The sequence below is a fragment of the Mediterraneibacter butyricigenes genome (assembly GCF_003574295.1).
GTDB classification, from domain to species: Bacteria; Bacillota; Clostridia; order Lachnospirales; family Lachnospiraceae; genus Mediterraneibacter_A; species Mediterraneibacter_A butyricigenes.
Window position 1 is genome coordinate 1,654,580 of record NZ_BHGK01000001.1, and the last position, 18,105, is coordinate 1,672,684.

Below are 18,105 nucleotides of genomic sequence, written 5' to 3' on the forward strand. Positions count from 1 at the left end.
TATTTTGTCCATATTTTCAATTGTATTTTGAAAGCTATTTTGAAAGTATACATTGTATTTCTCCAATTTTTTATGGATTGGAATAGAATCAATTTCCATAGGTATAGCAGTAATCCATGGTAGTTTAGTACAAATAGGGTTATCCGACATTGGTACTTGAGTTTGATTTAAATTCAAGTGCTGTTTTTTGCCAATCTCGTATAAATCCTACTCATTACGCCGAATTGCTATAAAATAGGATAAAATAACTGCAATTTTAAACTTCTTATCATAAAACAGGCCACCTTCTTAACAGTATTCTCTTAACTAGGTGTCTACTTTATTATACTACTTCCAAAGCTGGACTTATTTTTGTCTAACAAAAGGGGTTCAATTCAAAAGCGGTGGCGTTTAATTTGCACACTTACTGTGCAAATTAAAATTTGAAAAGTGAAAATGTCTGTGGGAAAATAAGAATAAAGGAGGATAACTATGAAACTATTAGAACTTGTGAAAAATGGCTTTTTTTTGATATCAAATGCTGGAAATAGCGACGCATTATTCGAAGAAGTATATGGATTGTTATATAGTGAAGGATATGTAAAAAAAGAATTCCTGGCTGAAGTTAAAAAAAGAGAAAGAAACTATCCTACAGGTCTTCAAATGGGAAATAATAATATTGCATTACCTCATGTGGATGCATGTTATGTACAGAAAAATGCATTAGTAATTTGTAAGTTGAAACGACCGATCAAATTTAAAAGGATGGACGAGAACAGTCAAGAAATAGAAGTAAAAATTGTATTTTTTTTAATCATTAGCGATGTTTCAATTCATGTGGATACTATTTCTAGTCTTACAAAAGTATGGCAATGTGAAAATATTATGAATCAGTTTAATGTCATTGAGACGAAACAAGAGTTGATGGATTGTTTCTTAGCAAATGGCATTAATTGATCAAGAATAACTAAGAGAGGAAGGTATTATATGAAAACTATTATTATCGCATGCGGTTCAGGGGTGGCAACATCTACGATTATCAGTACAAAGGTCAAAGAATTATTAGAGAAAAATCATATTCAGTGTAATATTATCCAGACGAGTATTCACACACTTGATACTTACTTGAATCAAGCGGACTTGGTGGTTAGTTCAATTCAAATATGTAGAGAACTTCCGATTCCGAAAGTTAATGGGATGCCTTACCTGACATCTATTGGTGAAGAGCAAGTATCACAAAAAATTCTTGAGATATTAAATTTGTAAGAGAAGAAAGGAAGAGGTAATATGGAATTTATTATTGGATTTTTTACAGCAATTTCAGGTTTAGGAAAGACTCTTATGATACCTATGATGATTACAATCATTGCATTAATTATCAGGGTGCCGTTTTCTAAAGCTTTAAAGTCAGGCATTACAGTGGGAATTGGACTTACAGGTTTGACACTTACAATGTCACTGGTTACAACATATGTAGGACCAATTATCAATGTTATGGTAGAAAAATTTGGTCTGAAGTTAACTTATGTTGACGTAGGGTGGACTGCAGTATCTGGTATTGCTTATTCAACAGTAGTAGGAGCATTTATTATCCCATTTACACTTTTGATAAATGTTATTGTTTTGGCTCTAAAAGGTACAAAAACACTTAACATTGATATCTGGAATTATTGGAAATATGCTTTGGCAGGTTCATTGGTTTATCTACTTACAGGTAGTCTTGTAGCAAGTTTCCTTGCAGCAACAGTTTATATTGTAGCTTGTTTGGTAATCGCAGACAGAACAGCAGAACTTGTTCAAGAGTTCTTTGGAATACCAGGAATTTCTATTCCACAAGGTTCTGCAGCAGGAAGTGTTCTGATTTGTCTTTTGGTGGAAAAAGTATTTAATATCTTTTCAAGTATCTTTTCAAGAAATAAAGAAAAAGAAAGTACAGACTGGGCTGCGAAGATTAATAACAATAAGGTGTTACAGACGATTAACGATCCAATTTATGTAGGATTGGCTATCGGTACTTTTTTAGCACTTTTAGGGGGATACAATCTCAAGGGAGCGCTTGAAGTTGGCATGTATATGGCAGCATTAATGTTCATCTTACCTAGAATGGCTAGTATATTAATGGAAGGTCTTACACCGATTAGCGCAGCAGCTAAAGAATTCATGGGTAAAAAGTACAAAGGTCAGCAGTTCTATATAGGTATGGATTCAGCAATTATTATTGGACATCCTACAACATTGGCAGTTGGTCTGTTGTCAATTCCTATTTTGTTAGTATTAGCGCTTTTACCGGGTAATAAATTAATTCCAATGGCAGGATTAGCAACACTGGCTTATTTCGGTGTAATGGCTACACCTATTCATAAAGGCAAGTTCTTTAGAACATTGGTTTCACAGACAGTTATCTTAACATTCTGTATGTATCTCGGTAGTTACTTTGCACCATTGATTACAGAACATGCATTAAATGCAGGAACAGCTGTTCCTGAAGGCGCTGGTGGTATTACAAGTATGTCAGCAAATGTATTTGAATTTTTAACATATTTTCTCTTTAAGCTAGGTACAATTCCAGGAGCATGTATTTCCATTGCTATTGTTGCTGTATTGATCATTTGGAATCGAAAATATATCGCTGGAAAAGATAATTTTACAACTCAGGAATTTGTGAGTGCAGAAGCATCTGACTATAAGAAATAAAACATGTTGTACGAGGAGGTTGAGAAATGTTAGTTAATTCAAACGAAATTCTAAGACAGGCAAGTTTGTCTACATACGCGATACCATCCCCTGATTTTTTTAGTCAGAACAGTTTGAAAGCGTATATTGAAGTGGCAGAAGAATTCAACAAACCTATTATAATAGCCTATAGTGGCAATTTTAAAACAAATTTTCTTACATTAGAAGATGCTGCAGTAATAGGAAGATATTATGCAGAGAAAGCAAAAGTTCCTGTATGTCTGCATATAGATCATGGATATAATCTGGATTTTATAAAAAAGGCTATTGATCTAGGATTCACATCCGTAATGATCGATGGATCTAATGATTCATATGATGTGAATGTAAAAAAAACAAAAGAGATTGTTGATTATGCCAAAGGAAAAAATGTCTCCGTAGAAGCTGAAATTGGACATGTCGGTTCGGGACAAAATTATGAAAATGAAGAAGAAAACGATTCTATTTACACAGATGTAAAAGAATGTATTGATTTTGTTGAAGCAACTGGTATTAATTCTGTGGCTGTCTCAATCGGAACAGCACATGGCATATATACTGGAGGAACTCCAAAATTAAATTTTAAAAGGTTGGAAGAGCTTAAAGAGGCAATGGATATTCCGTTAGTCTTGCATGGAAGTTCCTCTAGTGGAGATGCAAATCTGAAAAAATGTGCAGAACTTGGCATTAGTAAAATAAACTTATTTACTGATATAGTGACTGGCGGCTATAAAGAACTGAAAGCATCCAAAGCTGAAAACTTTATTGATATGGTGGCTGATGGTGATGAGGGACTTAAAAAGGTTCTTCGCCATTATTATAATTTGTTTGGTAAATAGGGGGAAAAGATGAAGAAGAAAAAAGTATTAAAGACTCCGATATTTGGTATCAATTCGAAATCCTATATGTATGGAGACAGGCTGCTTGACCTGGCAAAATATGCGGATCAATTAGCTGAAGAATATGATATGACAATTATGTTAAGTGCACCTTACGTTGATCTGGCAAGAATTGCTCAGGAAACAAAAAATCTTATTGTAAATGCACAAGGAATGGATCCAACTGACGTAGGAAGGGGGATGGGACATGTGCTACCAGAATCTTTAGCCAATGTCGGAGTTGATGGCGTATTTCTTAACCATGAAGAACGTCCAATGACTTTAAGACAGTTGGTCAAGGCTGTTTCAAGAGCAAAAGAGTTGGGACTTAATACAATTATTCTCGTAGATTCTGTTGAAGAAGCTAAAATGGTTGCTATATTAGAACCAACAATAATTGTATGTGAGCAGACGAAATTAATCGGTACAGGGAAAACGTCTGATGCGGAGTATATGCATGCTACAAGAGAAGCAATCAAACAAATCAATCCGAATATTATTGTTATACAGGGAGCGGGGAACAGAACTGCAGATGATCAGTATAATGCAATTAAAAATGGTTCGGAAGGATCAGGGGCCAGTTCAGGAATCTTTCTAGCTGAAGATCCAAAGACGAAAATCAAGGAATTACTTGAAGGTGTTATAAGAGCTAGAGACGAATTTGGTACAAAAGTTTATAATGGAGATTAGAGATGATTATTAAGACAAAGCAATTGGAATTGCAAACAAAAGGGAAAAAAATAACTTATTTTAATATTACCAAAGATGTTGAGAAGTTTGTTGAAGAAAATAACGTAAAAACAGGAATTGTGACAGTACAGTCAGAGCATACAACATGTTCTGTTTTCTTTGAAGAAATGGTTCATGATTTTGATATCAAAGGTGATGAATATCTTCAGGTGGATTTAAACAAAGGATTAGAAAAAATCTATCCTAATCAGGAAAGCGATGGGGTATACTATCGTTATCCAGGACCAGCACATCTTAAACGTGCTTCCACGAATGAGTTGTTCATTGCTGATCCGGGAATTGCATTAAATGGACCGGCGCATTTGAAAGCAACAATGCTTGGTGCGAGTCAGACATTTGTAATTGAAGAAGGAGAAATAAAAAAAGGCAGATGTGGCGATATATATTTTGTGGATTTTGATTATTGTCGTTCACGTTCCCGCAAAGTACATATGTGTGTAATTGGAGAGTAATTTTATGAAAAAAGTAGAGCGAGACATTATTGAATATTTGTTAAAAGAGAATAATTGGGTTTCGTCAGAACAGATACTTAGATTTTTGAATGTCTCGCTCAGAACATTGAGGAGTAGGGTTAAAGAAATTAATGCCGAAACCCAGATTATAGTGTCTTCTAAAAAAGGTTATTGTATTCCGTATAAATATATTGATATAGCAAAACAAAAAATAAACGATGGCAATTCCATAGAGGATTACAATGATTTAAAACGACATGATTTTATTGTTAAGAGGTTAGTATTTGCAAATAAGTCAATTGATATGTATAGCTTGGCTGAAGAATTGTTTATCAGTGATTCAACGCTTAATTCAGATTTAAATTCTGTTCGAAAAATTTTAAGAAAATACGATCTTTCTTTGGTAAAAAATAACGATTTTATAAGTATTGAAGGCAAAGAAAATAGGATAAGAAAGTTGATAAGTGATGTTGTTTATAATGAAGCGAAAGAAGGACTGTTAAGTCTAAATATTATTTCGGATACATTTCCAAATTATAAGGTTTTGGAGTTGCGAAAAATCATTATAGAAGAATTGGCAAAATGTGACTTATCAACATCTGACTATAACCTATTAAGTATTATATTACATTTTTGCATTATATTTGAAAGAACTAAGCATACGGTTAGTGATTTGGAATATGAGGATGTTGTAAGTTATAGGAAGATTAAAAAAGATAGTAATCATTTTACTGTAACAATGCGAATCGTAGAGAAGATTGAAAAATTGTTAAATATAAGTATCAGTGAAATGGAAATGCTACCATTTTACTCAATTATATCTCTATATACTAGGGATGCTTCTTATCATAATATTACCATTAATGATGTTAATGAACTGATCAAACCAGAAATATTAACTTTCGTCAAAGAGCTGTGTTTACATATTTATGATAACTTCTTCATTGATCTAAAAAATGATGATTTTATTAAACGTTTTTCTCTTCATTTAAATGAATTGATAGTGAAAAGAAGGAAAAATTCTAGAAATTCTTTGTATAAGAGTATTAAGGAAAGTTATCCTGCTATCTTCGAGCTGGCTGTGTTTATGTCGAAAAAAATTATCGAACGCTGGCCGTTTTTGGAATTAAATGAACATGAAATCTCTTATATTGCGATTCATATTGGCGCGGCATTGGAGAATACGGAATCTAATAAATACAGCATAGCTATAGTTAACCCTAATTATTATTGCGTAAATGAAAATATGGTCAAGAAAATTGAACAATCTTTCGGAAGTGCTGTAAAATATATACATGTATTTTCAGATGAGATGGAATTAAATAATGAGGAATATGATATTGTATTATCGACATCTGACTTGAATAGAAAAGAGTACAAAATTTTGCAGACTGTTTCAGTTTTTATGAACCAAGGAGACTTGGATAAAATTCAAAATTGCCTTAGATTAGCAGAGTATGAACGAGGAAAGAATAACCATATTTCACTTTCTAATATTATCTCTGAAGAAATGACGTTTGTTTTTGAGGGAAAAGATTTAGATAGAGAAACGATTATTAAGAAACTCTGCAGCTTGTTGGTAGATGCCAGAGTAGAGACAGAGGATTATATCGAAAGTGTTCTGTCTAGAGAAGAAGCTTCTTATACTTCGTTCTCGAATATTGCAATACCCCATGGATTTAAAATGAATGCAAAAAGAACAGTTATAGCAATAGGATTATTAAAGCATCCGGTTAAATGGGGGACCAATCCGGTCAATATCGTTTTTTTATTAGCGGTGTCTCCGGATAAAAAAGCGGAATTTATAAGTATTCTTGAAGATTTAATAAAGATTTTTACTTCAAGTGAGTGGAATCGTAAATACAAAACTATGAACTCATTTGATAAAGTATGTAGTTTTATTCAGGAACAAATGAAATCTTGATGTTTTTTGGAGAAAAGGAGAAAAATTATATATGAGAAAATTTAGAATTGTTCCAGATATATGTGAATGTGAAAGTTTTGTGGAGTTTGCAGAAAAATTTTCATTGTGTGATAGAGATTTATTAGTTACTGAAAGTTTTGTATACGAGACTTTTATGAAAAAATTAGATCTGCAATGTCATTTTGTTTTTCAGAATGAGTTTGGAAGTGGTGAACCTACAGATGTAATGGTTGATGCAATCAAGAAGAAAATAGAAGGAATTGAATATGACCGTGTTATTGGCGTGGGTGGTGGAACTGTTATAGATATATCTAAAGTTTTGGCGTTAAAACCATTTGGCTGTATGCAAGAGATATTTGATGATCCTTCTAAGATCGTAAGAGAAAAAGAGTTGGTTATTGTTACAACTACTTGTGGTACAGGAAGTGAAGTAACCCGTTCGGCAATCATTGCATCCATTGAAAAAAAGACAAAGGTCAGAATGGCATATGATCAGTTTTTTGCAAATTCAGCAGTACTCATACCAGAATTAATATCAACTTTACCATATAGATTTTTTGCATTTAGTTCTATTGATGCACTGATTCATGCAGTTGAATCGTTCTTATCACCGATTGCAACGCCATATACAGAGTTGTTTGCAACAAAGGCAATAGAACTTATACTGGAAGCATATAAAAGACTTGCTGAAGAAGGTAAAGAGGTACTAAATGAAGTGGAAAGGGATATCTTACTTGCCAGTAATTATGCGGGTATATCCTTTGGAAACGCAGGTTGTGGAGCAGTACACTGTCTAGCATATCCATTAAGTGGTAGATATCATCTGGCTCATGGAGAAAGTAATTATCAGTTTTTTTGTGGTGTTTTAGAAAAATATTTTGATAAAGAACCAAATGGAAAAATTGCAGTTTTATATGATATTATTAGTTCAAAATTGGGATGTAAAACGGAGCAAAGCTTACCTGAGCTAGCGGAGTTATTAAATAAAATATGGCCAGTGAAACGCTTGAGTGAGTATGGTATGAAAAAAGAGGAGATTGATGAATTTGCAGAAGAAGTGTATAGAGAACTTCAGGTGCCACTTGCTACAAGTTATGTTCCGTTGAGTCTAGAAGAGTTAAAGGAAATCAATAGAAACTTGTATTAGAAATATGAATATATAGATATAATGTTGAGACGGGGTAGTGTAAATTTTTTTGTGTATTCTCCATCTGGATTAATGGAATTAGCATAGAAATTGAAGAATAGTGGCATAGATGTATAGATATGTTTAGTTACAATTATTTTTGCACATGGTAACAGGCTGTCAACAGGCGATGCTGGCAACCTGTTTTTATATGCTAATTATTCTATATCAGATAGACTAATTCGTAATCGGTAAATAGCTTGTACATTAAAACGTAAACGCTCAATAGCGAGTACCTTGAAAAATTAAAAGCTGCCTTGCGGCAGCCCTGGTTATCAGTTCTTTCGAATCCCGTCCGGCAGATTTGGTGACCACGGTAACAGATCATCCAGAAAGGACCGGTCGGTATCATCCATATGTTTCGGAATCTCTTCTAAGAGATATACGAAGTAATCATACGGTTTTAGGTTGTTTGCCTTTGCTGTTTCCGCAATGCTGTAGATGATTGCGGATGAATGGGCACCATTGATGGTGTCGATCATCTGCCAGTTCTTTTTGCCAATGCAGAACCCTCGGATAGCACGTTCTGATGCGTTATTGTCGATTGGAACTTCGCCATCTTCCAGAAATACCCGGAGGTATTTCTCCTGATTCAAGATATATGTGTATGCCTTTCGAAGCTGTCCGCTGGAGGGAACGGTTGGTTCCATTTTTTTGAGGTACACAAATAAGGCATCAACCAATGGTTTTATAACCAGTTGTCGCTGCATAAGTCTCTCATCAGGTGGGAGTTCTTGTAGTTTCCCCTCTTCGCGGTAGATTGCCTGGATCTGTTTCATTACCAGATAGGCGTTGGACTTCTTGCGCTGTTCTTTTGGAACAACGTTCAGCGCCTCGTCAAACTTTCTTCTGGCATGAACCCAGCAGCCTGCGATTCGCAGATCCTCTTGTTCCTTTTCCACTTTGTGGTAGACCTGATATCCATCCGTCACACAGATGCCGGAATAGTTCTTCAGGAATTCCCTTGGATGGGAACTGTTGCGAGTTTTGTGGTAATCGTACAGGACAATCTGTTTGTCTTTATACAGATGTCCGGAGCGATACACCCACATGTAGCTCTTTGGGCGATGAGAACAGGCTGGAAATTGTACAGATGCTGTCGGATGGAGAAAAGTGCGGGTGTAAACTTTTGGAAAGATTTGAAATTACCCAGCCAACTTTATCCCATCAGGTAGCATAAAAGAAGTTCAAAATAGAATGAATTGATTATCTGCCGCATGACGGCAAAAGAAAAACCAGACAATTTAGAACGGCGACTTTGATTTTCAGAGCCGCCGTTTCTTTGCGTTTATACAAACCTATGATGAATTTTCCGGAAATATTGTAGCTAATAGTTATTTAAACTGTTGTATTTGTTTAAAAATTAAAAAATATCTAATGAGTCTTCCGCATCTACCCACATCTGCAAATTTCCATCAAGATATAATCTTGCATATTCAAGAGGATCATCAATGGCGAGTGCGTTTAATGCACAGTCTGATCCTGATGTGGTTTTTAAGTCCTTTTCAGCTTCCCAACAGTCAATGCGGAGCATATAGCCAACAGAGGTATAAACATCAATACTGTTGCGCTTGGGATTGTATTCTGCAAATATTGTTCTCATCGTATCAAATCTCCTTATCGTTAAATCAATCATTTGTTGCAAAAATCAGAAGCATTTCAATCAGTTCACCATGTCACTTTTATTTTGTGTTATACTGTTTTATAGGATTTTCTTGGTCTCCGCTGCCGCTTCGGTCGGCACAGAGCAGATGTCCACCGGACATCTTGTGCCCTTGTATTTGCCCTTATCAGAGTTCGTAAACACTGGTGGGACAATATAACACAAGGGAAACAATAAGGGAAAGCTCACCAGTGATAAATTCAGTGTTTTCAAGGGTTTGCGGAGAATTTAATAACAAAATATAACAGTTATTAAATCTCTTAAAACAGGTGAAATCTCAATCGTAATTTGAGGTGGAAATATGGCATCAAGCAAGGAATACTTAGAGTTTATTTTAGGGCAGCTATCTGAGTTAGAAGAAATTACTTATCGAGCTATGATGGGAGAATTTATTATTTATTATCGTGGCAAGATTGTAGGTGGTATCTATGATGATAGATTACTTGTTAAACCAGTAAAATCAGCAATTAGTTATATGCCGACAGCTCCGTATGAATTACCCTATGAGGGAGCAAAAGAGATGTTGTTGGTAGATGAGGTTGATAATAAGGAATTTTTGACAGGCTTGTTTCATGCAATGTATGATGAATTGCCAGCCCTAAAACCGAAAAAAAGAAATAAACAATTCTCAGTTTGTATATATCTTTTAAAAGGTATATGATTAAGAAAAACGGCAGGAGGTATCTGAATGAAATCACATAAATATTGGTCTATCGGTGCACTGATTACAATGCTTGGAACTTTTTATACAGGTTATAAGGGATCAAAAGAAGGCCATAAGTACTTTGCAGCAAGTTCTTTGCTTTGCATGATTATGGCTATTTATACAGGACACAAGATGATTTCTGGTAAAAGTAGGAAGAAAAAAGAAGTTTCAGTAGAGAGTGTTGAAGATTAAAAAACAAAATATTTTAATAAATAACGCCGGTGCGGGATTTTGATATCCAGTACCGGCGTTATTTATTCCACAGGGGCTTGGGGGTGTAGCCACCAAATATACTATTCGTTTTCTGCTTCGGCAAGTTTGTTAAGGATCCACTCCCTATTGATAACAATATCCTCATCATCGCGGATATCTTTGAAATCAGTGCAGTGTGAAGAAGCAAATTCATACATATTGTCAATGTCAACTGCACCAGTGATCTCACCCTTATTAATGATTATAAGAATATTTGTTCCGTCGTCGTCGACAGCAAAGCGCAGTTCATCAAATTCTTTATCAGGATTATTCTCGTGAAGAGAATCTGTCACAAGTAATTTAACAAGTTCCATTATCCTGTCATCTTTACCTGCATCAAAAATCTGTATCTTTTCAATGAGCTGATTTGGTGATGTTACGATTCGGGCTAAATATTTTTTAGTACGAAAATCAAACAAAGCATTTTCACCATAAAACATTTCATACCTGGTTCGAAAGACTGATGGCGGATCAATAGAAGTTGTGATAGAATGAAGAAATCGATTTGAAGTGCAAATTCGGAAGTTGTAGTAAAGGAGGTTTACAATGGGGTTTTGGATTTTTATGTTGATTATGGATCTGCTTCTTCCATTTACGATGATTGGTTTTGGAAGATATTTTATGAAAAAGGCTCCCAAGGAAATAAATTCAGTATTTGGATATCGGACTTCGATGTCTATGAAGAACAAAGACACATGGAAATTTGCTCATAAATATTGTGGTAAAGTCTGGTATGTCTGTGGAATGGTTATGTTGCCGATAACAGTAATATTCATGCTTTTAGTGATTGGAAAAAATGAAGATTGTGTTGGGAGTATAGGAGGAATTATCTGTGGTGTTCAACTTATTCCTTTAATTGGATCTATTCTTCCAACAGAAATAGCATTAAAAAAGAATTTTGATAAGAATGGAACAAGACGATAAATTTCAATTTATATAAAATATTTGATGGAGTTATTTATGAAATCAGCAGTTTATTTAGGAAAAGAAAATATTGAAGTGAGGGAGATTTCGACTCCCGTGTGCGGAGATAACGACATTCTCGTAAAAAATATCCGCTCCTCAATCTGCGGGACGGATGTAGCCGTTTACCTTAACGGTCCCGGAACCGGTCACAAGGTTACTGTCGGCGGCGAGTTCGGTCATGAAACCGTGTCGAGAGTTGTTGCTATGGGCAAAAGTATTACCAACGTAAAGGTCGGTGACAGAGTTTATCCATATCCGCTTAACGCAAAAGATGACAGAAAACGTGCACACTTGGTGGTTTTTCAGAGTATATTTTGATGCCGAATGCAAAGCTCAATCACTCCTACTATATGGTTGACGACAGTATCAGCGACAGAGTCGCTTCGCTGATAGAACCCTTTACCGTAGGCGGCAGAGCAGGTAATGATTTGCGACAAATCTGATTTCAGGCTGAATATCGCAAAGGAACTCGGTTTTGAAATCTGCAATATTTCCGAGAGCTTTTTGGATAAGGCAAAGGATCTGTTCGGTGAGGGCTTTTCAATTAACGGACCGACTGCGGATATAGATATTTGGATTGACGCGGCAGGCGCGGAGTCTATTCTTGATGATTTTATCGAGTATGGCAAAGTTGACAGCCGTTTCGTCATGGTTGCGGTTAATAATGCGGAGCGAAAGATAAACTTTCTCCCGATTACCTACGCTTCAAAAGCGATTATCGGCTCAGGTGGATACCGTCCCGATGATGTAACAGATGTGATGAATATTATGAAAAGTCAACGATGGGATATTGAGAAAATAGTCACGGATGAGTATATGATTGATGATATTAATGACGCAATACGCAAAGCCGCTGATTCAGAGCATGCGTTTAATGTAGTGGTGAAATTTGAGCAGTAATATAAATCGAATAAATTCAAGTTTGGAGAATTAAGAAAAGCGGAATTGTGAGGTTAAATATGATAAATAAAACGGAATGGAACAGAATGATGGAGGGTAAATTATATAATCCCTATAAAGTTGGTGATAATTCGTTTAAAAACGTTCATGCAGCTCAAAAAAGTTTAATGAATCAGAATACTGGAATGATAAAAGTGCTTTTGAAAAATTGAAAAAATGCTTTAAAGTAGCTCCTGAGGATATGGTACTAACGCCTCCGGTCTATTTTGATCATGGCGATAGAATATCATTTGGAAAACATTTTTATGCTAATACAGATTTGACTATATTAGATGAAAATTATGTTACGTTTGGGGATAATGTATTTTTGGCTCCCCACGTAAGTATATATACAGCAGGTCACCCGATTGATAAGGATGTACGCAACTTGGAACTGGAATATGCCAAGGCTGTAACAATAGGCGATAATGTCTGGATAGGTGGAAATGTTGTAATTAATCCCGGTGTCACAATTGGAAGTGATGTAGTCATTGATTCTGGTTCAGTTGTGGTAAAAGACATTCCAAGCCATGTTGTTGCAGGAGGTAATCCGTGCCATGTAATTAGACAAATAACAGATAAGGATAAAAATAATTGGCACACACAACTAAAAGAATATGAGGATGATATTGAAAAGTAGATTTTTGTAATAGTTGTTTCGACAATCGGGATTTAAGGAGGTCTTGTATGAAGAAAATCGTATGTACAATGCTATGTATTATGCTTTTATTTGGTTTGAGTGCTTGTGGTGGAGATGTCAGTGAAGTAAAAACTTATAATGTTGAATCTGAGAGCTATTCAGAAGAGGATATTAAAGCCGCTATTGACACAATAAAAAAGGAGTTTAAGAGTGACTGGAAAGGATGCACTCTCACAGAAATTTACTATGCCGGAGATGACTGCACGAAAGATCATAAAGATTGGGCAGACAGAAACAATGCAGATGAAGTCATTGTTTTATTATCTTCATTCGATGTTGATTCATCTGGTGGAGACGGGTCTTTGAATCCAAATAGTACATACAGTGATTGGAAGTGGATTTTAGTTAGAACAGATGGCGGAAAGTGGCAGCATGTTGACCATGGATATTAAGTCAAATTCCAGTTTGGAGAATTGAAAAAAATGGAATTTACCTATTAAGACATATAAACTCTTGACAATAAAGCTCCTATATAGTATGTTTTTGATAAACTACTATATAGGAGCTTTTGTATGGAAATGAATGGAGGATTTCTTGTCACCAAAATAAAACAGCTTGGAGACCGGATTTTCGAGAAGATTCTCAGTGAAAAGAATATTGATGCGTTTAATGGAGCCCAGGGACGTATTCTTTATGTGCTGTGGCAGGAGGATGGTATCTCAATCAGGTCACTCTCGACTAAATGCGGATTAGCGATAACATCTCTTACTACGATGCTGGAAAGAATGGAAAATCAAGGGCTGATAAGCCGTGTTCAGTCTGAAACGGACAAAAGGAAAACACTCCTGTTTCTGACTGAGAAAGCACATGCCTTAAAGGGCGAGTACGATTCTGTATCTGATGAGATGGGCAGTATTTACTACAAAGGTTTTTCAGAGGAAGAAATTACCCGGTTTGAGGAATGCCTCGACCGCATCAGAAAGAATCTTGAGGAGTGGCAGAAGTCATGAGTATTTGTATCAAAGATCAGATTCAGAACATGAATATCGTCATCGGCTGCACAGTGGGGTGTACATATTGCTATGCCCGCAACAACGTGAAACGCTGGCATATGATTGATGATTTCGCTGACCCTGAATTCTTTCCGGGTAAGCTCAAGATGATGGAAAAGAAACGTCCGCAGAACTTTCTTCTTACCGGGATGAGCGATCTCTCCGGATGGAAGCCGGAATGGAGAGACGAGGTATTTGAAAAGATCCGTGAAAATCCACAGCATCAGTTCCTGTTCCTTACCAAGCGACCTGATTTGCTGGATTTTGATACCGATCTGGAAAACGCATGGTTTGGCGCTACGGTGACGAGGAAAGCAGAACTGTGGCGTATCGACGTCCTTCGGAAAAACGTCAGAGCAAAACATTACCATGTTACCTTTGAGCCGTTATTCGACGATCCCGGCACAGTTGACCTTTCCGGAATCAATTGGATCGTTGTCGGCACCATGACCGGAGCTCAGAGCAGGAAGATTCATACGGAGCCGGAATGGGCATGGTCTCTGGCGGACCAGGCACATAAGCTCGGTATTCCGGTGTTTATGAAGGAAGACCTTGTCCCTATCATAGGGGATGAAAATATGATTCAGGAAATGCCGGAAGAATTTAATAAAGTGTTAGAGGTACAGAAATCATGGAAGAAGTAATAAATGGAATCCTCATTCGTGAGGTGGAAACAAAGAACATCATGACTAAGTCTAGTCTGCCGGTAGGCGGTTACTCGGTCAATCCCTATGTGGGCTGTACACATGCCTGCAAGTATTGCTATGCTTCTTTTATGAAGCGCTTTACCGGGCACAAGGAGGAATGGGGCACTTTCCTTGATGTGAAGCATTGGCCGGAAATTAAAAATCCGAAGAAATATGCCGGACAGCGGGTGGTCATCGGTTCTGTGACAGATGGCTACAATCCACAGGAGGAGCAATTCGGGAATACCAGAAAACTTCTGGAGCAGCTGATCGGCAGTGACGCAGATATTCTGATCTGCACAAAGTCTGATCTTGTGGTACGGGATATTGATCTGCTGAAAAAGCTTGGACGAGTGACCGTTTCATGGTCGATCAACACACTGGATGAAAATTTCAAGAACGATATGGACTCTGCTTCAAGCATTGAGCGTCGTATCGCTGCTATGAAGCAGGTATATGAAGCAGGGATCCGTACAGTCTGTTTCGTATCCCCGGTATTTCCCGGTATCACGGACTTTGAAGCGATCTTTGAGCGGGTAAAGGATCAGTGCGATCTGTTCTGGCTCGAAAATCTCAATCTTCGGGGTGGCTTCAAAAAGACGATTATGGATTACATAGCAGAGAAACATTCTGACCTTGTGCCGCTTTATGACGAAATCTATAACAAGCATAACCGCAGCTACTTTGAAGCACTTGAAGTAAAAGCTGAGAAAATGGCTAAGAAGTATGATTGTGCCTTTGTGGATAATGAAATGCCTTATGGCAGAGTCCCGCAGGGGCATCCGGTGATCGTAGATTATTTCTATCATGAGGAAATCCGTGGGACAGAGAATACCGGAAAAAGAAATCGCTAAATTCCCAGTTTGTTGAACTGAATCCGAAAAGCATTAGGGCGCAGCATCGGAACCATCTTCTTTTTGTTGTCTACCTATAATAACGATTGGAGTAGTCGATTATGGACACTGCAATCAAAAAAATCTGAAAATATATTTATCAACATTACATAAAAGTGTGTAGATGCACATAAAATGAGAATACATATTGAAATTCAGGTCGTTCTGTGATAGAATCTCATTACTAAAAAGTGTGCAGATGCACAGAAATGGGGAGTGTAACGATGGAGATTAAAAGAGACGCTTACCTACAGCAGCTGATCGAGCGAAAAGATAATGGAATGATAAAGGTGATTACCGGCATTCGTAGATGTGGCAAATCCTTTTTGCTGTTTACCATCTTTAAGAGATACTTACTGGAGAACGGCGTTGATGTTGATCATATTATTGAAATTGCATTGGATGGTATTGAGAACGAGGAATTAAGAGATCCCAAGGTATGCTTCAAGTACATCAAGGATGCCATGAAAGACGACGGGAAGTATTATCTCCTTTTGGATGAAGTGCAGTTCATGCCACGATTTGAGGAAGTGCTGAACAGCCTGCTCCGCATGAGCAATATTGATGTGTATGTCACCGGAAGTAATTCCAAGTTCCTGTCCAGCGACATTGTGACCGAATTCCGTGGCAGAGGTGATGAGATTAGAATCTACCCTCTCTCCTTTGCAGAGTTTTATTCTGTCTATGACGGCGATTATGATGATGCCTGGGATGACTATATGATCTACGGAGGATTGCCGCAGATCGTAAGTTTCCAGAGTGAACGACAGAAAGCGGACTATCTGAAGAACATCTTTGCAAATGTCTATCTGAAGGATGTTATTGAAAGAAATAAGATTCAGAACGTGGATGAGATTGGGATTCTGGTTGATGTGCTTGCATCTGCAATCGGCGCACCGACCAACCCTTCAAAGATTGCCAATACCTTTGCCAGTGAGCGCCAGATGACTTATGCTAATAAAACCATCTCCAAGCATATCAACCATTTGACAGATGCCTTTTTGATTTCCAAGGCAAGCCGATACGATATTAAGGGAAGAAAGTATATCGGTGCAAATCTGAAATACTACTTTACTGATCTGGGACTGAGAAATGCACGTCTGAATTTCAGACAGCAGGAGCCTACTCATATCATGGAGAACATTGTTTATAACGAGCTGCTGATCCGTGGCTACAATGTTGATGTGGGTGTCGTGGATATCTTCGATAAGGATAAAGAGGGCAAACGTGTTCGCAAGCAGTTGGAGGTTGACTTTGTGGTGAATCAAGGAAACCAGAGATACTATATCCAGGTTGCATATGACATGACTTCGGAAGAAAAACAGACGCAGGAGTTCAATTCTCTGCGTAATATCCCGGACTCTTTCAAGAAGATCGTCATTGTAAATGGCAGCAAAAAGCCTTGGAGAAATGATGAAGGTTTTGTCATCATGGGAATGAAGTATTTCTTGCTGAATGCGAATAGTCTGGAATTTTAAGTCGATTTGAGTTGTTGCTGTGGTGTTGTTCTATTTCAAAAAAGAGTGAAATGATATAAATAAGGCCACGGCTGATTTCATGTTGGAACAGCCGTGGCTCAGTTTATTTTTTTATCCGTACAAACGAGACTGTTCCGCAGATTATGTAGAACAGACAGAGTACGATTCCGATAGTGAGAACATACGAGAATAAAGATGAACTTAAGAACGAAATAAACAAAAGTTTGTTGAATGAAAAATGTAAAAATCCAATGTTACGAGTTTCTTACGAGTTGCATTAAAAAAACTCGCAAGAAAACTCGTAAGAAAAAAAGTAAAAAAATTTGCTTTTGACCACTGTAAAACATGCTCTGAGCGTTTCGTTATATGAAGGGATAATTTTTCTTTCATATTTCAAAGGAAAGAGGATAAAGAAATGTCAGAAAAAAGATGTTATACAGTTCAAGAGTTACAGGAAATCTTAGGAGTCAGCAGACCTACTATTTATAACCTTTTAAAGAAAAAGGAATTCCGGAGGATCCAGTTGGATGGCGGAAAGTATCGCATCTCTAAGAAGAGTTTCGATGACTGGCTCGATAACTTGGAACAGTAAAAAACAGGGTGTTGATCAGGCAGATTTTGTCTGCAATCGACATCCTAAATTTTTATCTGGATTTGAGATATGATATAAGAAAAAACACTAACACTAAAAAAGACAGGAAGTGAAGAATAAATGGCAACAGCAATTATGAAACAAAAAGAAGTTCCGGAAATGGATGATGTTGCAGAAATCATTTCGAAGATATCAGAGGACAGTCCTTACAAACGTCGTCCAACGCAAAAGAGAATTTCTCCTTTCTCTTTTCGTTTTTTCTTCGTTCTTGAATCAGGTCCGATTCTTTTAAGACAACTATAATTTGTTCCTCATATATCAGAACGTAGAGAGGGCTTTTTACAAATAAAAAATGAA

General features: G+C 36.8%; 24 protein-coding genes and 2 pseudogenes. 23 read left to right on the forward strand and 3 right to left on the reverse strand.

Annotation, left to right across the window (positions count from 1 at the left end):
• Positions 1-471 precede the first annotated feature (471 nt).
• Genes KGMB01110_RS08230 through KGMB01110_RS08265 form a run of 8 tightly spaced genes read left to right on the forward strand, consistent with a single transcriptional unit; the run spans position 472 to position 7,842 of the window.
• On the forward strand, positions 472-936 hold the full coding sequence (locus KGMB01110_RS08230) for a PTS sugar transporter subunit IIA (RefSeq protein ID WP_119297981.1): 465 nt from the start codon (positions 472-474) through the stop codon (positions 934-936).
• Between the two features lie 30 nt (positions 937-966).
• The gene (locus KGMB01110_RS08235; RefSeq protein WP_117990295.1) at positions 967-1,245 is read left to right on the forward strand and encodes a PTS sugar transporter subunit IIB; all 279 of its coding nucleotides are present in this window, start codon (positions 967-969) and stop codon (positions 1,243-1,245) included.
• 21 nt (positions 1,246-1,266) lie between these two features.
• Positions 1,267-2,673, forward strand: a complete 1,407-nt coding sequence (locus KGMB01110_RS08240) for a PTS galactitol transporter subunit IIC (RefSeq protein WP_119297982.1) — start codon at positions 1,267-1,269, stop codon at positions 2,671-2,673.
• Positions 2,674-2,699: 26 nt separating this feature from the next.
• Positions 2,700-3,530, forward strand: coding sequence for a class II fructose-bisphosphate aldolase (locus tag KGMB01110_RS08245; RefSeq protein ID WP_119297983.1), 831 nt, complete (start codon positions 2,700-2,702; stop codon positions 3,528-3,530).
• A 9-nt stretch (positions 3,531-3,539) separates the two neighbouring features.
• Positions 3,540-4,259, forward strand: coding sequence for a triose-phosphate isomerase (locus tag KGMB01110_RS08250; protein WP_117990292.1), 720 nt, complete (start codon positions 3,540-3,542; stop codon positions 4,257-4,259).
• 2 nt (positions 4,260-4,261) lie between these two features.
• Positions 4,262-4,771: a YjbQ family protein gene (locus KGMB01110_RS08255; protein ID WP_117990291.1), complete on the forward strand. Its 510-nt coding sequence runs from the start codon at positions 4,262-4,264 to the stop codon at positions 4,769-4,771.
• A 4-nt stretch (positions 4,772-4,775) separates the two neighbouring features.
• Complete coding sequence (locus KGMB01110_RS08260) at positions 4,776-6,695, forward strand: BglG family transcription antiterminator (RefSeq protein WP_119297984.1); 1,920 nt, start codon at positions 4,776-4,778, stop codon at positions 6,693-6,695.
• 31 nt (positions 6,696-6,726) lie between these two features.
• A complete protein-coding gene (locus KGMB01110_RS08265) occupies positions 6,727-7,842 on the forward strand; it encodes an iron-containing alcohol dehydrogenase (protein WP_117990289.1) in 1,116 nt (371 codons plus the stop codon).
• Positions 7,843-8,156: 314 nt separating this feature from the next.
• Here KGMB01110_RS08265 and tnpC read toward each other — a convergent pair.
• Positions 8,157-8,942, reverse strand: a pseudogene (gene tnpC, locus KGMB01110_RS08270) (IS66 family transposase); the annotation flags it as partial.
• Here tnpC and KGMB01110_RS15335 point away from each other — a divergent pair.
• A pseudogene (locus KGMB01110_RS15335) lies at positions 8,942-9,055 on the forward strand (ArsR family transcriptional regulator); the annotation flags it as partial. The pseudogenes tnpC and KGMB01110_RS15335 overlap by 1 nt on opposite strands.
• 189 nt (positions 9,056-9,244) lie before the next feature.
• On the opposite strand, the gene KGMB01110_RS08280 reads toward KGMB01110_RS15335, so the two are convergent.
• Entirely contained in the window at positions 9,245-9,484 is a 240-nt protein-coding gene (locus tag KGMB01110_RS08280) for a DUF6061 family protein (protein WP_107001876.1), read from the reverse strand.
• 361 nt (positions 9,485-9,845) lie between these two features.
• Here KGMB01110_RS08280 and KGMB01110_RS08290 point away from each other — a divergent pair, with 361 nt between their 5' ends.
• Together KGMB01110_RS08290 and KGMB01110_RS08295 are read left to right on the forward strand one after the other, a co-directional pair.
• Positions 9,846-10,205, forward strand: a complete 360-nt coding sequence (locus KGMB01110_RS08290) for a TfoX/Sxy family protein (RefSeq protein WP_119297986.1) — start codon at positions 9,846-9,848, stop codon at positions 10,203-10,205.
• A 27-nt stretch (positions 10,206-10,232) separates the two neighbouring features.
• Positions 10,233-10,442 (forward strand): DUF6219 family protein, encoded by a 210-nt coding sequence (locus KGMB01110_RS08295; protein WP_008392833.1) that lies wholly within the window; start codon positions 10,233-10,235, stop codon positions 10,440-10,442.
• A gap of 101 nt (positions 10,443-10,543) precedes the next feature.
• Here KGMB01110_RS08295 and KGMB01110_RS08300 read toward each other — a convergent pair whose 3' ends face one another.
• The gene (locus KGMB01110_RS08300) at positions 10,544-10,942 is read right to left on the reverse strand and encodes a CpXC domain-containing protein (RefSeq protein ID WP_243112717.1); all 399 of its coding nucleotides are present in this window, start codon (positions 10,940-10,942) and stop codon (positions 10,544-10,546) included.
• 106 nt (positions 10,943-11,048) lie between these two features.
• Between KGMB01110_RS08300 and KGMB01110_RS08305 the strand changes: the two genes are divergently transcribed.
• From KGMB01110_RS08305 to KGMB01110_RS15350, 12 genes are all read left to right on the forward strand, one after another.
• Entirely contained in the window at positions 11,049-11,426 is a 378-nt protein-coding gene (locus KGMB01110_RS08305) for an SdpI family protein (RefSeq protein WP_119251557.1), read from the forward strand.
• Positions 11,427-11,462: 36 nt separating this feature from the next.
• The gene (locus KGMB01110_RS15340; protein WP_243112719.1) at positions 11,463-11,786 is read left to right on the forward strand and encodes an alcohol dehydrogenase catalytic domain-containing protein; all 324 of its coding nucleotides are present in this window, start codon (positions 11,463-11,465) and stop codon (positions 11,784-11,786) included.
• Between the two features lie 105 nt (positions 11,787-11,891).
• Entirely contained in the window at positions 11,892-12,368 is a 477-nt protein-coding gene (locus tag KGMB01110_RS15345) for a zinc-binding dehydrogenase (RefSeq protein ID WP_243112721.1), read from the forward strand.
• A 59-nt stretch (positions 12,369-12,427) separates the two neighbouring features.
• The gene (locus KGMB01110_RS15045) at positions 12,428-12,580 is read left to right on the forward strand and encodes a hypothetical protein (protein WP_170141703.1); all 153 of its coding nucleotides are present in this window, start codon (positions 12,428-12,430) and stop codon (positions 12,578-12,580) included.
• Entirely contained in the window at positions 12,577-13,047 is a 471-nt protein-coding gene (locus tag KGMB01110_RS08315) for a sugar O-acetyltransferase (protein ID WP_243112722.1), read from the forward strand. The genes KGMB01110_RS15045 and KGMB01110_RS08315 overlap by 4 nt, the downstream gene beginning before the upstream one ends.
• A 47-nt stretch (positions 13,048-13,094) precedes the next feature.
• A complete protein-coding gene (locus tag KGMB01110_RS08320) occupies positions 13,095-13,499 on the forward strand; it encodes an LptM family lipoprotein (protein ID WP_119297987.1) in 405 nt (134 codons plus the stop codon).
• 120 nt (positions 13,500-13,619) lie between these two features.
• Positions 13,620-14,057, forward strand: a complete 438-nt coding sequence (locus KGMB01110_RS08325; protein ID WP_004853467.1) for a radical SAM mobile pair system MarR family transcriptional regulator — start codon at positions 13,620-13,622, stop codon at positions 14,055-14,057.
• Positions 14,054-14,743 (forward strand): radical SAM mobile pair protein A, encoded by a 690-nt coding sequence (locus KGMB01110_RS08330; protein ID WP_119297988.1) that lies wholly within the window; start codon positions 14,054-14,056, stop codon positions 14,741-14,743. The genes KGMB01110_RS08325 and KGMB01110_RS08330 overlap by 4 nt, the downstream gene beginning before the upstream one ends.
• The gene (locus tag KGMB01110_RS08335; protein WP_119297989.1) at positions 14,731-15,639 is read left to right on the forward strand and encodes a radical SAM mobile pair protein B; all 909 of its coding nucleotides are present in this window, start codon (positions 14,731-14,733) and stop codon (positions 15,637-15,639) included. The genes KGMB01110_RS08330 and KGMB01110_RS08335 overlap by 13 nt, the downstream gene beginning before the upstream one ends.
• Positions 15,640-15,902: 263 nt before the next feature.
• On the forward strand, positions 15,903-17,156 hold the full coding sequence (locus KGMB01110_RS08340; RefSeq protein ID WP_119297990.1) for an ATP-binding protein: 1,254 nt from the start codon (positions 15,903-15,905) through the stop codon (positions 17,154-17,156).
• 415 nt (positions 17,157-17,571) lie between these two features.
• The gene (locus tag KGMB01110_RS08345) at positions 17,572-17,748 is read left to right on the forward strand and encodes a helix-turn-helix domain-containing protein (RefSeq protein WP_119297991.1); all 177 of its coding nucleotides are present in this window, start codon (positions 17,572-17,574) and stop codon (positions 17,746-17,748) included.
• A 120-nt stretch (positions 17,749-17,868) separates the two neighbouring features.
• Positions 17,869-18,051: a hypothetical protein gene (locus tag KGMB01110_RS15350; RefSeq protein ID WP_243112724.1), complete on the forward strand. Its 183-nt coding sequence runs from the start codon at positions 17,869-17,871 to the stop codon at positions 18,049-18,051.
• Positions 18,052-18,105: the final 54 nt, after the last annotated feature.

Coding starts and splice junctions, on each gene's coding strand:
- KGMB01110_RS08230 (WP_119297981.1), top strand. CDS start 472: ATGAAACTATTAGAACTTGTGAAAAATGGCTTTTTTTTGATATCAAAT.
- KGMB01110_RS08235 (WP_117990295.1), top strand. CDS start 967: ATGAAAACTATTATTATCGCATGCGGTTCAGGGGTGGCAACATCTACG.
- KGMB01110_RS08240 (WP_119297982.1), top strand. CDS start 1,267: ATGGAATTTATTATTGGATTTTTTACAGCAATTTCAGGTTTAGGAAAG.
- KGMB01110_RS08245 (WP_119297983.1), top strand. CDS start 2,700: ATGTTAGTTAATTCAAACGAAATTCTAAGACAGGCAAGTTTGTCTACA.
- KGMB01110_RS08250 (WP_117990292.1), top strand. CDS start 3,540: ATGAAGAAGAAAAAAGTATTAAAGACTCCGATATTTGGTATCAATTCG.
- KGMB01110_RS08255 (WP_117990291.1), top strand. CDS start 4,262: ATGATTATTAAGACAAAGCAATTGGAATTGCAAACAAAAGGGAAAAAA.
- KGMB01110_RS08260 (WP_119297984.1), top strand. CDS start 4,776: ATGAAAAAAGTAGAGCGAGACATTATTGAATATTTGTTAAAAGAGAAT.
- KGMB01110_RS08265 (WP_117990289.1), top strand. CDS start 6,727: ATGAGAAAATTTAGAATTGTTCCAGATATATGTGAATGTGAAAGTTTT.
- KGMB01110_RS08280 (WP_107001876.1), bottom strand. CDS start 9,484: ATGAGAACAATATTTGCAGAATACAATCCCAAGCGCAACAGTATTGAT.
- KGMB01110_RS08290 (WP_119297986.1), top strand. CDS start 9,846: ATGGCATCAAGCAAGGAATACTTAGAGTTTATTTTAGGGCAGCTATCT.
- KGMB01110_RS08295 (WP_008392833.1), top strand. CDS start 10,233: ATGAAATCACATAAATATTGGTCTATCGGTGCACTGATTACAATGCTT.
- KGMB01110_RS08300 (WP_243112717.1), bottom strand. CDS start 10,942: ATGTTTTATGGTGAAAATGCTTTGTTTGATTTTCGTACTAAAAAATAT.
- KGMB01110_RS08305 (WP_119251557.1), top strand. CDS start 11,049: ATGGGGTTTTGGATTTTTATGTTGATTATGGATCTGCTTCTTCCATTT.
- KGMB01110_RS15340 (WP_243112719.1), top strand. CDS start 11,463: ATGAAATCAGCAGTTTATTTAGGAAAAGAAAATATTGAAGTGAGGGAG.
- KGMB01110_RS15345 (WP_243112721.1), top strand. CDS start 11,892: ATGATTTGCGACAAATCTGATTTCAGGCTGAATATCGCAAAGGAACTC.
- KGMB01110_RS15045 (WP_170141703.1), top strand. CDS start 12,428: ATGATAAATAAAACGGAATGGAACAGAATGATGGAGGGTAAATTATAT.
- KGMB01110_RS08320 (WP_119297987.1), top strand. CDS start 13,095: ATGAAGAAAATCGTATGTACAATGCTATGTATTATGCTTTTATTTGGT.
- KGMB01110_RS08325 (WP_004853467.1), top strand. CDS start 13,620: ATGGAAATGAATGGAGGATTTCTTGTCACCAAAATAAAACAGCTTGGA.
- KGMB01110_RS08330 (WP_119297988.1), top strand. CDS start 14,054: ATGAGTATTTGTATCAAAGATCAGATTCAGAACATGAATATCGTCATC.
- KGMB01110_RS08335 (WP_119297989.1), top strand. CDS start 14,731: ATGGAAGAAGTAATAAATGGAATCCTCATTCGTGAGGTGGAAACAAAG.
- KGMB01110_RS08340 (WP_119297990.1), top strand. CDS start 15,903: ATGGAGATTAAAAGAGACGCTTACCTACAGCAGCTGATCGAGCGAAAA.
- KGMB01110_RS08345 (WP_119297991.1), top strand. CDS start 17,572: ATGTCAGAAAAAAGATGTTATACAGTTCAAGAGTTACAGGAAATCTTA.
- KGMB01110_RS15350 (WP_243112724.1), top strand. CDS start 17,869: ATGGCAACAGCAATTATGAAACAAAAAGAAGTTCCGGAAATGGATGAT.